The 13951-nt window shown below is 70.9% G+C and carries 12 protein-coding genes and 1 riboswitch; of the genes, 7 read left to right on the forward strand and 5 right to left on the reverse strand.

Features of this window, described 5'->3' with window-relative positions:
- Positions 1-4: 4 nt before the first annotated feature.
- Positions 5-145: riboswitch (SAM riboswitch) on the reverse strand.
- 270 nt (positions 146-415) lie between these two features.
- Positions 416-1855 (forward strand): alpha,alpha-trehalose-phosphate synthase (UDP-forming), encoded by a 1440-nt coding sequence (locus D452_RS0110390; protein ID WP_017544086.1) that lies wholly within the window; start codon positions 416-418, stop codon positions 1853-1855.
- Between the two features lie 221 nt (positions 1856-2076).
- On the opposite strand, the gene D452_RS0110395 is transcribed toward D452_RS0110390, so the two are convergent.
- From D452_RS0110395 to D452_RS0110405, 3 genes are all read right to left on the reverse strand, one after another.
- A complete protein-coding gene (locus tag D452_RS0110395; RefSeq protein ID WP_026129165.1) occupies positions 2077-2682 on the reverse strand; it encodes a GrpB family protein in 606 nt (201 codons plus the stop codon).
- 114 nt (positions 2683-2796) lie between these two features.
- Positions 2797-3588: a class I SAM-dependent methyltransferase gene (locus D452_RS0110400; RefSeq protein ID WP_017544088.1), complete on the reverse strand. Its 792-nt coding sequence runs from the start codon at positions 3586-3588 to the stop codon at positions 2797-2799.
- A 157-nt stretch (positions 3589-3745) separates the two neighbouring features.
- Complete coding sequence (locus tag D452_RS0110405) at positions 3746-4903, reverse strand: S8 family serine peptidase (RefSeq protein WP_026129166.1); 1158 nt, start codon at positions 4901-4903, stop codon at positions 3746-3748.
- Positions 4904-5133: 230 nt separating this feature from the next.
- On the opposite strand from D452_RS0110405, the gene D452_RS0110410 reads away from it, so the two are divergent.
- On the forward strand, positions 5134-5418 hold the full coding sequence (locus tag D452_RS0110410) for a DUF3263 domain-containing protein (protein ID WP_017544090.1): 285 nt from the start codon (positions 5134-5136) through the stop codon (positions 5416-5418).
- A 111-nt stretch (positions 5419-5529) separates the two neighbouring features.
- Entirely contained in the window at positions 5530-6375 is an 846-nt protein-coding gene (otsB, locus tag D452_RS0110415; protein WP_017544091.1) for a trehalose-phosphatase, read from the forward strand.
- Here the strand turns inward: otsB and D452_RS0110420 are convergent.
- Complete coding sequence (locus D452_RS0110420) at positions 6344-7315, reverse strand: serine hydrolase domain-containing protein (protein WP_017544092.1); 972 nt, start codon at positions 7313-7315, stop codon at positions 6344-6346. The two genes, otsB and D452_RS0110420, sit on opposite strands and share 32 nt — an antisense overlap.
- Positions 7316-7660: 345 nt before the next feature.
- Here D452_RS0110420 and argJ point away from each other — a divergent pair, with 345 nt between their 5' ends.
- Positions 7661-8821, forward strand: coding sequence for a bifunctional glutamate N-acetyltransferase/amino-acid acetyltransferase ArgJ (gene argJ / locus D452_RS0110425; protein WP_017544093.1), 1161 nt, complete (start codon positions 7661-7663; stop codon positions 8819-8821).
- A gap of 80 nt (positions 8822-8901) precedes the next feature.
- Here the strand turns inward: argJ and D452_RS0110430 are convergent, their stop codons facing one another.
- Positions 8902-10518, reverse strand: coding sequence for an MFS transporter (locus D452_RS0110430; protein ID WP_017544094.1), 1617 nt, complete (start codon positions 10516-10518; stop codon positions 8902-8904).
- Between the two features lie 161 nt (positions 10519-10679).
- Here D452_RS0110430 and D452_RS0110435 point away from each other — a divergent pair, with 161 nt between their 5' ends.
- The 3 genes from D452_RS0110435 to D452_RS0110445 all read left to right on the forward strand — a co-directional run bounded on the left by D452_RS0110435 (position 10680) and on the right by D452_RS0110445 (position 13438).
- Positions 10680-11321 (forward strand): TetR/AcrR family transcriptional regulator, encoded by a 642-nt coding sequence (locus tag D452_RS0110435; protein ID WP_017544095.1) that lies wholly within the window; start codon positions 10680-10682, stop codon positions 11319-11321.
- Entirely contained in the window at positions 11311-11646 is a 336-nt protein-coding gene (locus D452_RS31350; RefSeq protein WP_017544096.1) for a glyoxalase superfamily protein, read from the forward strand. Before D452_RS0110435 ends, D452_RS31350 begins: the two co-directional genes overlap by 11 nt.
- 247 nt (positions 11647-11893) lie before the next feature.
- Positions 11894-13438: a trypsin-like serine protease gene (locus D452_RS0110445; protein ID WP_017544097.1), complete on the forward strand. Its 1545-nt coding sequence runs from the start codon at positions 11894-11896 to the stop codon at positions 13436-13438.
- The last annotated feature ends 513 nt before the right edge of the window (positions 13439-13951 follow it).

Raw genomic sequence — 13951 nt, forward strand, 5'->3', positions numbered from 1 at the left:
TCTCCCCTCATCTTTCCTGGTGGCCACCTTGACCCCAGGCCGGAGTTGGCACCTGCCTCGACGGGTCGCGTTGATCGCGGGTCCACATGTCGAGATGGTTGCCGGGGCTTCGCAGGGCCGGTCCCTCCACCCCTCTGGATGAGCAATATGAAGTTGTGGCGGTTCTTCTCCGAGAACGCACCGTCACTGTAACTGAGGTGCTGACCGATTTTCCATGCCGGGTGATCCGGATTACACAAAGCGGCTCGAATGCTGAGACGACACCGTCCACGTGCGGCGCGACCCGAGTACGGATCCGGCTCCCCTGTGACGGTGTCCACCGTTGCCCGCGAGGGGGTTTGGGGCGACTGTCCGTAGGCGAGACCTAGGAGGAGTGCGTGATCCCCAGAGCTTCCTTCGTCGAGAGGACGACCACGTGGACAAGGCTCAGATCCTCATAGCCTCCAACAGGGGCCCGGTCTCCTTCTCCACCGCCGACGACGGCTCGCTTGAGCACCGTCGGGGCGGCGGAGGACTGGTCTCGGGGATGATCTCCGTGGCCACCGAGATCGACGGACTGTGGGTGTGCGCGGCCCTGTCGGACACCGACCGCCGCGCCGCCACCGAGGCGCCGGGGGCCCGTCTGGACCTCGCGCACGACCTCGACGGCATGCGAGTCCACATGTTGGACATCCCTGAGACGACCTTCTCCGGCGCCTACACCGGGGTGGCCAACTCGACCCTGTGGTTCGTGCAGCACATGCTGTACGACACCCCGAACAAGCCCTCCTTCGGCTCTGAGTTCCGCAGCCAGTGGGAGGACTACGCCGCCTACAACAACGCCTTCGCGGAGGCGCTGGTCAGCGGTGCCGCCGAGAACGCGCGCGTGGCCGTGCAGGACTACCACCTGGCGCTGGTGCCGCGCATCCTGCGCGCCCGCCGACCGGACCTGCGGATCGCGCACTTCTCGCACACCCCGTGGGCCCCGCCCGAGTACTTCCGGATGCTGCCCACCCAGGTGGCCCGCGAGCTGCTGGAGGGGATGCTCGGCGCCGACCGGCTGGGGTTCCTGAGCCCGCGCTGGGCCGACGCGTTCCTGCGCTGCTGCGCCGAGATCCTGCGCGCCGACGTCGACCTCGAACGGCGCACCGTGGAGCACGGGGGCCGGATCGTCGAGGTGGGCGTGCACGCCCTGGGCGCGGACGAGGAGGGGCTGCGGGAGAGCGCCTCGGAGCCCTCCGTGGCGGACCGCAGGCGGACGCTGGGCGAGGCCGTGGGCGACACCCGGCTGATCGTCCGGGTGGACCGCACGGAGCTGTCCAAGAACATCGTGCGCGGTCTGGAGGCGTACCGGGAGCTGCTGACGGCGCACCCGGAGTGGCGGGGCCGGGTCACCCACCTGGCCTTCGCCTACCCGAGCAGGGGCGACGTGCCGGAGTACCGGGAGTACACGGACTCCGTGCTGCGGACCGCGAAGGAGATCAACGAGGAGTTCTCCACCCCCGAGTGGACGCCGCTGGTGTTGGAGGTCAACGACGACTACCCACGGTCGCTGGCCTCGTTCCAGATGGCCGACGTGCTGCTGGTGAACCCGATCCGGGACGGCATGAACCTGGTTGCCAAGGAGGGCCCGGTGCTCTCCGAGCGGGACTCGGTGCTGGTGCTCTCGCGTGAGGCGGGGGCGGCGGACGAGCTGGGCGCGGACGCCCTGCTGGTCAACCCCTACGACACCGTGGAGACCGCCGAGGCGCTGCACCGGGCGCTGTCGATGCCCGAGGGGGAGCGCAAGGAGCGCCGGGGACGGCTGGCCGAGGCCGCCGTGGCGCTGCCGCCGCGCCGCTGGTTCCAGGAGCAGCTGCGTTCCCTGGACGGCTGACGGGGTTCGATGTGAGCCGCTCGGCCGCGGCGGGGCCGGGCGGGTGCAGGGCGTCGGGACGCGCCGGGCGCCGGAGACGGCAGGGACGCCAGGAACAACGCGAGGGCGTGTCCCGTGCTGGACACGCCCTTCGGCGGGGTCATGTTCCGGCCCACGACCGGCTGGCTCTCGGTCGGACTCCGGTCATCCGGTAAGTCACCGGGCGCCCGACCGGTATCCGGTCAGTGGGTCCGGGAGGCGGCCGCCTTCCAGGCCTCGGCCTCGGCGAGGAGTTCGGTGACGATGCCGGACTTGGCGTCGGCGTAGTCCTGGATGCGCTTCCAGGTGCGTTCGGAGAGTCCACGCTTGACCGCGGTGTAGCGTTCCCGGGCCCCGGCGTCCGCGATGAGGTAGTCGCGGAAGAGCCGCATGCGGTCGATCTCCTCGCACCCCCGGCTGAACACGTGGAGGTTGAGGTTGACGCTGGGGCCCTTGAGGACCCGGTGTTCGTACCAGTCGGGTTCGGCGATGACCAGGGTGTATCCCACCTTCTCCAGGTCGTCCAGGTAGGCGGTCTCGTCGGCGGAGTCGGTGACCGCCATGACCAGGTCCACGCAGGGTTTGGCGGCCAGGCCGGACACCGCGGTGGAGCCGACGTGGTCCAGGGACAGCACGCGGTCCCCCAGTGCGCCCCGGATACGGGATTCCTCCTGGCGGAACAGGTAGGGCCACTTGGGGTCGGGTTCGGAGAGGCGCACGCGACCGTTCACCAGGTTGCGTGCCATGGGGTCGGAGGCGACCCGCCTGTCTCCTCGTGAGGGCAGAGAGGGCGTTTCGAGAGGCGACATTCCACAAAGCCTTGCCGTCCGGCGTACCCGCGTCAAGGCTTTCGACGTGCCTTACATATGCACGCGCATTCGTGGCACTACCGAACGTCCGAGGGGCATGACCGAACGCGACGGTCAGGCCTGGGGGCGTCCCTCAGGGGTGGAGACCACCAGGACGAGCGAGCCCTCCCACTCGGGGAGTTCACGCAGGCGGCCGTGGCGCGCGTCCCACGTGCCGTCGCGGAGGTCGCGGGAGAGATCCTCGTGGAAGCGGGTGTGGGCGGCCTCGTCGACGAAGCTCCACGCCGAACAGGCCTGCCGGGCCCCGGGGTCGAGCAGCGCCTCGGGGCGGCCGTAGTAGGCCTCGTTGAAGCCGTCCGAGCAGTCGAGCGGGATCGGCACCCGGGTGACGGTGGTCGTTCCTCCCAGCCCCTCGGCCAGGACCGACGGCTCCGGGTAGCGGCGCGCCTCGGTGTCCAGGACCTCCGGGCAGTAGCCGTACAGCCAGAAGTCGCGTACCAGGGCGGGGTCGCAGGTCAGCACCACCACGGGGCCGGTGGTCACCCGCCGGACCTCCGCCAGGCCCCTGGCGAGGTCGGACCACTGGTGGACGCTGAAGGTGGTCATGGCGGCGTCGAAGGAGTCGTCGGGGAACGGCAGCGACTCGGCGGTGCCGTCGACCGCCGCGGGCAGGTGCCCGGGGCGCCGGGCCCGCATGCTGGCCGAGGGCTCCACGGGGGTGACGTCGCGGTCGGCGGGTTCGTAGGACCCGGCCCCGGCCCCGACGTTGAGCACCGTCCGGGCGTCTCCGAGGGCGGCGTGGAGGAGTTCGGCGATCCTCGGTTCCGGTTGCCGGTGGTCCGTGTACGTGCGGGCGATGACCCCGTAGTCCGCGTCGCCCGCGCTGCCGTCCCGCATCCGAACCATGCTGTCTCCCACCGTCGAGGTGTCGCCGAACCGAGCTGTGTGTGGTGCCGCAAGGACCCTAACCAACGAAAAGCCGTGGCGTCACGGGCTTTTCGCCCGATCCGCCACGGCTCGCCCCGCCAGGGGGCGTGTGACCTCAGCCGACTCGACGCCCCGCCTACTTCTTGCGGCGGCGGCCGCCCTTGCGCCGGGAGGGACGCTCCTCGGCCCTGGCCTGCTCGGCCCGCTCGGCGGCGATCCGCTGGTCCTCCTCCTGCCGCTCGGCCGCCACCCCGTAGGGGTCCTTGCTGGTCCGGCGCACCCACAGCACCAGCAGAATCACGATCAGCGCCAGCACCACGCCGACCAGCGCGAACCACATCCACACCGGAACGGTCGGGGAGTCGTCCTGCACAAGGTTGTCGTCGACGAGCGGCATGTCCTGGGCGTTCCCCGAGGCCTGCGCGACAGCCGAGGGCAGGTACAGGGACGCCAGCCCCTGCCCGCCCTGTTGGGAGCCCTCCACCAGGGCCTCACGGAGCTGCTCGGCGCCCAGCTGCGGGTACTCGGAGGTGAGCAGCGCGGCCGCGCCCGCGGCCACCGCGGCGGCGTACGGAGTACCGGTCACGTCGGTCTGGCCCATGTCCGGGCCGGCCGTGGACAGCTCGGCTCCGGGCGCGAGGAGATCGATCGACTCGGCCGGGGGCGAGTCGGGCAGGAGGGCGCCCTCCTCGTCCACACCGCCCACCGCCAGGACGTTCGGGTCCGCCTCGCCGCCCGCCGGGGCGACGACCAGCGTCCCGCTCCGCGCGGCCGAGGCGGTCGCCGTCTGGAGGTCCTCGTCCTGTTCGACCTCGTCCTGGAGCAGGACGACCTGGGCCCCCTGCTCCACGGCGTAGCCGATGACCTCCGCGGGACCGTCGTCGGTGGGCAGGACCAGCAGCCTCGCGGCCGGGGCCACGCCCAGCACCCCGCCGTCCGCGTCCATACCGTGGCCGTGTCCGACGACCAGCGCGCCCGCCGCCGTGCCGGGATCGGTCTCGTTGCCGTTCGTGCCGAACTCGGTGTCGACCACCAGGTTGTCCCGGAGGTCGGGGTGGTCCTCGTCCACGGAGACCCCCGGCAGGGCCACGGTGACGCCCTGGCCCTGGCTGGTCTCCCAGGCCTCCGGAGCTCCGATGGAGGTCAGGGCCCACTGCTCCGGGCGGAAGTCGGGTACGTCGGCGGCGGCTGGAACCGCCGTCAGTCCCAGTACGGTGAGCGCCGCGCAGGCGCCCGCCGTGGCGCCCAACACGTGGCGCTGGTGTGTCCTGCTACGGCTGTTGCCCCCGAGCACGTCAGGCTCCCTCGAACGTTGCGGTCGGTGCTGCGCCGGGCCCTCCCCGGACCCTCGCGATTCTGTCATGCGCACAGGATCCAGGCTTGGACAAGTGACCCGGGGGGTAGGACACGTAACTGTATCCCTGGTGCCAGTCCTGGGTTTCGCGCTCCTCATCCGGCATGTCGAGTCGCTAGCATGAGTCGCGCCGATCCGGACAAACCAATGACCCGTCCAGGGGGTGTCCCATGCCGAACATCGGTCCGTCCGACGACGGTCAGTCGGCCCTCGCCGAGCGCGAACAGCGCATCCTCGCCTTCGAACGCCAGTGGTGGAAGTTCGAGGGATCCAAGGAACAGGCGATCCGTGACGAGTTCGGGTTCTCCGCGACCCGCTACTACCAACTGCTCAACGGTCTGGTCGAGCGCCCCGAGGCGCTCGCCTTCGACCCCATGACCGTCAAGCGCCTGCGCCGCCTGCGCGCCGACCGCAGACGTCAGCGCAACGCCCGCCAGTTGGGCATCCACCTGTAGGGCGACCGAGCGGGCCACGGGCTCCGGGGAACCCGCGGAGCAGGCCACCGACCCGGGCAGCGCACCCGCCTGGGAACTCCACAGCGCCCCCGACAGCGACAAGGTCCCCGTATGCCCCCGTCCACAGCAGACGACCGTCCCGTACCCACCACCGACGCCGGTCGCAACGCGCTCGACGCACTGGTCTCGGACCCCGACCGGGCGCTGGTCGCCTTCGACTTCGACGGCACCCTGGCGCCCATCGTCGCCGATCCGCGTGACTCCGCTCCGCAGCCGGGGATCGTGGCCGCGCTGGCCGAACTGGCGTCCGTGGTGGGCACCGTCGCGGTCATCACCGGCCGCCCCGCGGACACCGTCGTGCGGCTGGGCGGCCTGGAGCGGGTCCCCGGGATCGTCGTGCTCGGCCACTACGGCGCCGAACGGTGGACGGACGGCCGCGTGGTGGCCGCCGACCCACCGCCCGGAGTGGCGCTGGTCAGGGAGGAACTCCCGGCCCTCATCGACTCCTCCGGCGCGCCGGAGGGCACGTGGGTCGAGGACAAGGGCCGGTCCCTGGCCGTGCACACACGTCGGGCCACCGACCCCGAACGGGCCCTGGAACTGCTGGCCGGTCCCCTGACCGAGCTGGCCGAGCGGGCCGACCTCCAGGTGGAGCCCGGTCGGCTGGTGATCGAGCTCCGTCCACAGGGTGTGGACAAGGGTGCCGCCCTCACCTCCCTGGTGGAGGAGAGAGCGGCCCGGAGCGTCCTCTTCGCCGGTGACGACCTGGGCGACCTGCCCGCCTTCTCCGCCGTGGCGGCCCTGCGCGGACACGGGATCCCCGGTCTCACCGTGTGCTCCTCCTCCGACGAGGTGACCGAGGTCGCCGACGCCGCCGACCTCGTCGTCCCCGGACCGGCCGGGCTGACCACGCTGCTCGGCCAGCTCACGGCGACGATTCGTGGGCTTGCGGGGTGAGCGCCGAACGCGCGGCCGAGCGCAGGTCCACCAGACCGGTCCGGTCGCGCCCGTAGTGCACGGCGTTGGTGAGCACACCCACGTAGCGCCCGCTCTCGGGGTGCAGGAACAGGCTCGTGCCGGTGAACCCGTTGTGGTAGACCACGCCCTCCGGGGTGACCAGCCAGGCGAGTCCCCTCGACAGCCGGGCCCCCGCGTCCACGTGTGGTGACCAGCTCTCCCGGATGAACGACGACGGGATGATCCCACTCCCGCCGTCGTGCAGGCGCAGCATCTCCCGGGCGAAGGACCCGAGGTCGATGGCGTTGCTGAACACGCCGGCGTGCCCGGACACTCCGCCCATCAGCGCGGCCGCCTCGTCGTGCACCACACCCCAGGAGGGCGCCGCGCCGACGAGGCGCCGCTCGGTCGGCGCCACACTGGGCGACCTCGCCAACGGTCCGTAGGTGGTGGAGCGCAGGCCGAGATCGGTCCACAGGTCGTCGGCCAGCCGGTCCAGGGTGCCGCCGTACAGGCGCTCCAGGAGCAGGCCGAGCAGGATGAACCCGCGGTCGATGTACTGGTAGCCGGGTTCCTCCAGCGGGTCCGACAGGATCGCCTCGGCGAGGTCCTGGTCGGTGCCCACGTACCGCTCCATCCAGGACACCGGGTTGAGGCGGCTGGTGTGCGTGAGGATCTGCCGGGTGGTCACCCAGGCCCCGGGGAGGTCCTCACCAGGAAAGTATTCGGACATCGGGGCGTTGATGTCCAAAACCCCCTCGGCGATCGCCCTTCCCACGAGCGGCCAGGTGGCCATCACCTTCGTCAGGCTCGCGACGTCGTAGGAGACATCGGGAGCGGTGTCGTGCTCTCCGTCGGTCCGGCCCACGGCCACGAACTCCCACATTCCTCCGGTGCCGACCACGGCGGCCCCGCCAGGCAACCAGTCCGCATCCACCATCACCTTCAGGACGCCACGTATCCGCGCCCCAGTCTCCGTGAGCCAGTCACCATCACGCACAACACGCCTCCCCCCGAGCGGTCTCCCCCACTTCTCGGCGGATACCCCGTTCACTCCGGCTTGTCACACCCGTGCCGTCTCCGAACAGTACGAAACCCCCGCAGGTCATGGCCGTAACCACACCGCTGTGGCGTGGCGTTGCCCGGGACCGTACGGAGGGGTGTGCGGAGGGGTGTGCGGAGGGGTGGGCTCGGGGCTGAGCAGGGGCTCCTGAGCACCACTCCGGCCTCGGACTCCGCAGGTGGGGAGAAGTAGGCTGGCGCCCACGAAGTTCCGAGGAGGACGATGAGCAGCAAGACCCCCGTTCCCGCCGGTTTCGTCGGTGTGGCCGGCAACATCGGGATCAAGGACCCGCAGGACGACTTCTTCACGGTGGTCTCCCAGGTCCCCACGGCGGTCTCCGCCGTGTTCACCCAGTCGCGGTTCGCCGGGCCCAGCGTCCGGCTCAGCCGTGAGGCGGCCGCCGACGGCCGGGCCCGAGGCGTCACCGTGATCGCCCGCAACGCCAACGTGGCGACCGGCCAGATCGGGACGGCCGACGCTCGCGAGGTCCAGGAGGGCGTGGCCCGCGCCGCCGGGGTCGACCCCGACCAGATCCTGATCGCCTCCACCGGGGTCATCGGCCGCCCTTACCCCATGGACCGGGTCCGCTCCTACCTGGAGGACCTCCCGGCCGAGTTCCCCCCGGCCGACCTGGACCGCTCCGCGGCGGCCATGATGACCACCGACACCCACCCCAAGGTCGCCACCGCGAAGGTCGGCGACGCGACCCTGACCGGGATCGCCAAGGGCGTCGGCATGATCGAACCCAACATGGCGACCATGCTGACCTGGTTCTTCACCGACGCCGAACTGGAGCAGCCCGTCCTGGACGTGGTGTTCCGGCGGGTGGTCGACCGGACCTTCAACGCCCTGAGCATCGACACGGACACCTCCACCAGCGACTCCGCCGCGATCTTCGCGAACGGGATGGCCGGACCGGTGGACGTCGCCGAGTTCGAGGACGCCCTGTACGAGGTCGCGCTGAGCCTGGTGCGGATGATCGCCTCCGACGGCGAGGGCGCGGGCAAGCTCATCGAGGTGCGGATCACCGGCGCGCGCGACGACGCCCAGGCGAAGCGGATCGGCAAGGCCGTAGTGAACTCGCCCCTGGTCAAGACGGCCGTGCACGGCGCCGACCCGAACTGGGGCCGGGTCGCGATGGCCGTGGGCAAGTGCTCGGACGAGACCGACGTGTTCCCCGAGAACGTGCGGATCGTGTTCGGGGACGTGGAGACCTTCCCGACCGAGGCGACGGACGAGACGCTGGAGCGCGCCGCCCAGCACATGAAGGGCGACGAGGTGGTGATCACCGTCGACCTGGGCATCGCCGAGGGCGCCTTCACGGTCTACGGCTGCGACCTGACCGAGGGCTACATCCGGATCAACGCCGACTACACGACCTGAGCCACGACGACTCGGGAACGCGTGAAGGCCCTGGTGGGAGCACCACCAGGGCCTTCACGCGTTCCATGGGCCAGTTGGGGTCAGATGTGCACGGCGGGGCCGTCCGTCATCCGTCCCGCCTTCATGAAGAGGGAGAGTCCGGCCGCCACCAGCATCACTACGGCGGCGATCCCGAAGGCCAGCTGGAGCCCGTCCAGGAAGGCGAGGTTGCTCGCCTGGGTGATCGCGGCGGCGGTGGCGGCGTCCGCGCCCTCGGGCAGGACCGCCCCGCCCTGCGCGACGGTGCTCTGCATGGCGGAGAGGTCGTCGGCGGAGGGTTCGGCCAGACCGGCGGCGGCGTAGTGCCCGGGCAGCGTGGAGACGATGGTCGCGGACATCACCGCACCCAGGACCGCCGTGCCCAGGGAACCCCCGAGCTGCATGGCGGCCTGCTGGAGCGCGGAGGCGACCCCCGCGTAGCGCACCGGGGCGTTGCCGATGATCGCGGCGGTGGCACCGGTCATCACCAGGCTCAGGCCCACGCCCAGCAGCACGAACGCGACTGAGATGTACGGGACTCCGGTGTCGGCCTCCAGCCGGGAGAGCAGGAACATGCCCGCCGAGGCGGAGAGCAGCCCGGCCGTGGTGGGCAGGCGTGCGCCGACCCGGTCCAGGAGGCGTCCGGCGATGGGTGAGGTGATCGCCATCATCGCGGTCATGGAGATGAGCTGGAGCCCGGTCTGGGCGGGGCTCAGGCCGCGCACGCCCTGGAGGTAGAAGGTGATGAAGAACAGCGAGCCCATCAGGCCCAGCGCCATCGCCACGGTCAGGACCACGCCGATCGACAGCGAGGGGTGCGCGAAGAGGGCGAGCGGGACGAGCGGCTGTTCGGGGCGGCGTTCCCAGACGAGGAAGGCGGCACCGAAGAGCACGGCCACACCCAGGGAGGCCAGGGTGACCGGGTGCGCCCAACCGATGCTGGGCGCCTCGACCAGCGCCCAGACCAGCGCGAAGATCGTGACGCTCACCAGGACGATGCCGGGCACGTCCATGCGGGACCCGGCGTCGGTGGCGCGGTTGGCGGCCAGCAGCCACAGGCCCAGACCCAGGGCGAGGGCGCCGACCGGGACGTTGATGTAGAACACGGCCTCCCAGCTGAGCGCGCTGACGAGGAGTCCGCCGAGGATCGGTCCGCCAGCCGTGGCCGCGCCGATCAGGCTGCCGAACACGCCGAAGGCGCGGCCGAGCTTGGAGGGAGGGAAGCTGGCGCGCAGGAGTCCCATGGCGGAGGGCAGCAGCAGGGCGCCGAAAATCCCCTGGACGATCCGGAAGGCGATGAGCATGATGACACCGGACGACAGCGCGATCGCCACCGAGGACAGCACGAAGCCGACCACGCCGACGAGGTAGGTGTTCCGGTAGCCGAAGCGGTCACCGATCTTTCCCGCGGTGATGAGGAAGACCGCGAGTCCGAGCAGGTAGCCGTGGGTGACCCACTGGAGCTCGGCCAGGGAGGCGCCGAGGCTGGCGCCGATCGCGGGGTTGGCCACGGCCACGATGGTGCCGTCGAGGGCGACCATCATGACGCCGAAGGCGATCGCGACCAGCGTGGCCCAGGGGCTCTCGGTGAAGCGGGGCCGGGGGCTCGTCTCGGTCTCGGCCGGAGGGTGCTGCTGATCTCTCGGGTCTCGTGGACTCTGCTCGGCCTGGGTGGTCATGTGTGCCCCGTGTCTTCTCTGGCTTTCCGTACCAGGCGACATTATGTCAGCGGCTGACATTTGACAATCGCTGACTTTTGTCAGTGACTGACGCCACTTCTGCTCGCGTGTATCCTCCAGGGACAGGAAGAAGGCGTCACCCCGGGAGTGGAGGCACGTCCATGAGCACGACGAGCCCCGAGAACGTCGGACTGCGCGAGCGCAAGAAGGCCGAACTGCGCAACACCCTCATCGAGTCCGGCCTGCGCCTCTTCCACGAGAAGGGGTACGAGGCGACCACCACCGAGGAGATCGCCGCCTGCGCGGGGGTCTCCCAGCGGACGTTCTTCCGGTACTTCGCCTCCAAGGAGAACGTGGTCCTGGAGGCGATCGAGGAGGTCGACGCTCTCCTGTGCGCGTTCGTGCGTGAGCGTCCCGCCGACGAACCGCCCTTCCGCGCGCTGCGCAACGCGATGCGGGACCACTGGGAGGTCCTGGAGCGCGAGGAGCTGCACCTCCAGGGCAGTGCGGCCAACTTCATCTCACAGAGCCCCGAGCTCATCGAGGTGAACATGCGCTACTGCGCCCGCCGCCAGTCCCGGCTCGCCCGCGTCATCGCCGAACGCGCCGGAGTGGACCCGACCGACCACCGGCCCGCCCTGGTGGCGGCGGTGTTCTACGCCACGCTCAACAACGGATTCCAGGTCTGGGCGGACTCGGGGTGCGGCGACAAGACCGACGGGCTGCTGCGGTCGTTCCTGGAACAGCTCGACCTGGTCCCCGACGCCGTCTGTGGGACCTGGAGCAGGGCTGATGGCGCCTGAGGAGGTCGTCCCCGTCCTGCGCGTGGCCGACGCCTCCGTGGCCGTGCGCTGGTACGAAAGGCTCGGGTTCGCTCAGGAGTGGGAGCACCGCTTCGAGCCGGGGTTCCCGGCCTTCGTGGAGATCGTTCGGGGGACGATCCGGCTGTTCCTGTCCGAGCACACGGGTGATGCCCGCCCCGACACCCTGGTGTACCTGCGGGTGCGGGATGTGGACGCGATCGCGGCCGAGTTCGGGACCACCGTGGAGGAGGCGCCCTGGGCGCGCGAGATCGAACTCCGCGACCCCGATGGGAATCGTCTGCGCGTGGGCACCCCGAAGGACTGACCCCTCAGAGGTAGCCCGAGCAGACTCAGGTCCGGTTCCGCCGCCTCGAACCGTGGCGAGCCGCCCGCTGGGGTGTCGGGAGGGGGAGAGGTCCTTGGTGCGGGGGCGAACCAAGTAGGCCCGAAAGGGGCAATGGCCTGCTCATCGGGTAGCTGAGCTACTGCGGTGCCGGAGGGCGCTCCGGCGGACGCCTCCGCCGCGGGTCACCACACATTTACGCAACACGGGCCCGAGTAGGTTCCGGCAGATGCGTAGACAACTCCTCCTGCTCGGTGCCGCGTGCGCGCTCGCCGTTCCCTTGTTCTCCGCGGTCCCGGCGCAGGCGATCGTGGGCGGCACCGAGTCCACCAGTACCTACTCCTTCATGGGTTCGTTCCAGCCCTCCTACCCCGCGCCCCCGCGCGAGGACGGCCACGGCTGCGGCGTCCTGCTCCTGGCCCCCCAGTGGGTGCTGACCGCCAGCCACTGCGCCGGCAAGAACCCGACCAACGCGAAGGTGGGGGTCCCCCAGGGCTGGAAGGTCCGGGTCGGGTCGCTGGACAGCGCCTCCGGGGGCGAGGTGGCCGAGGTCGACCACTACTACCGGCTGGCGACCAACAACGACGAGGGCGGCTTCTGGGGCAGGGACCTCGCCCTGATGCACCTGGCGGCCCCGGTCGAGGCCGAACCCGTGCGAATCGCCCGCAGCACCCCGGCGGAGGGCTCACCGGCCCGACTCCTGGGCTGGGGCATGACCTGCGACGACAGCGACGACCCGGCGTGCTACCCGAACCGGTTGCACGAGGCCGACACCGTGGTCCAGCCGGTCTCCGCGTGCGGGTCCTCGGGCCCCACCGACGAGCTGTGCGTCGGTAGCCGCGACGGCAGCGTCAACGCGGCCAACATGGACTCGGGCGGGCCCGCGCTGGTCCGCGAGGACGGTGAGTGGGCAGTGGCTGGCGTGGTCAGCGGCCCGAGCGGGAACGACGCCCCGGTCTGGTTCACCGACGCCACCCTGCACACCAAGTGGATCGAGGGCATCATCGACGGCACCGACGTGCCCGCCGACGACGAGATCCCGGACGTGGAGGGGGCAGCGCGCCTGGGCAGCTGCGCGGGGTCGGTGGTGCGCACCGCCTCCTCGCGCCCGCAGGACCCCGCGCTCCTACTGACCAACGGCCACTGCGTGCAGGAGGAGCGTCCCACCCCGGGAAGCGCGCTGGTCGACCACCCGGCCGACGGCGAGGTGCACGTCGGCGGCCCCCAGGGCTACCCCCGGGCCACCGCCCGACTGGAGCGTCTGGTGTACGCGACGATGACCGGTACCGACGTCGCGCTCTACCGCCTGGACACGACCTACGGGCAGCTGGAGTCAGAGGGGGCCAAGGTCCTCGAACTGGCCTCCGAACCCGTGCGCGCGGGCGACCCCCTCAGCATGCTCGTCCCCCACACCCGCCTGGAGTGCTCCGCCGAAGCCGTGGTCCCGCACCTGCGCGAGGGCGGCTACGAGCAGGACGACGCGATCCGCTACGCCTCGGACGAGGCCTGCGGTGTCCAGCCGGGCATGTCCGGTTCGGCGCTGCTGGCCCCCGACGGCTCCACGGTGGTGGGGGTCCACAACACCCACAACCGGAACGGCGAGGAGTGCACCGACAACAACCCCTGCGAGGTGGACGGGGACGGCGACCTCTCCTTCGAGCAGGGCCGCGCCTACGGCCAGCAGGTCCACATGATCACGAACTGCCTGACCGCCGGGTCCGAGCTGGACCTGGCACAGCCGGACTGCACCCTCACCGGGGCCGCGCGCTCCTGAACGGTCGGGGCTCCACGCCTCGACGTGGACGACGACCTCCGTTGCCCTCTCGGGCGTACTTGGTTCACCCCCTTGGTGGGGGCGGAGCAAGGACGCCCCGGGATGCACGATGCCCCGGGCGGCTTACACAGAGGCCTGCCCGGGGCATCGTCGGCTTGGAAGCCGCTGATGCACTGGTACCACTGGGGCGACTCGGGCTGGTACCGCGCACACGGCGAGATGTTCGGCGCGGAGGCCGAGGCGGGACCGGCGAGAATCCAACGTTTGACGTTCGACCGCGACCCCGACTCGCTTCCCGTGACACTCGGCGACTCCCGGGGTGGGAGCAGGGGCGAAGCGTGCGGTGGGCGCCTGCGAGATGGCCTCGTCGGCGAACTCATCAGAAGCTCGTGGGGTGCCGCCCGAGCTGTCCATGGACCAGCTCCAGGCGATCCCCCCAAGAGCGAAAGTCGCCCGACGAACCTCGGGCTCCCTCACGCGACCGAGGGAGGAGGATCGGCCCCCCCCCCCCCC

Source organism: Nocardiopsis prasina DSM 43845 (assembly GCF_000341265.1).
GTDB classification, from domain to species: Bacteria; Actinomycetota; Actinomycetes; order Streptosporangiales; family Streptosporangiaceae; genus Nocardiopsis; species Nocardiopsis prasina.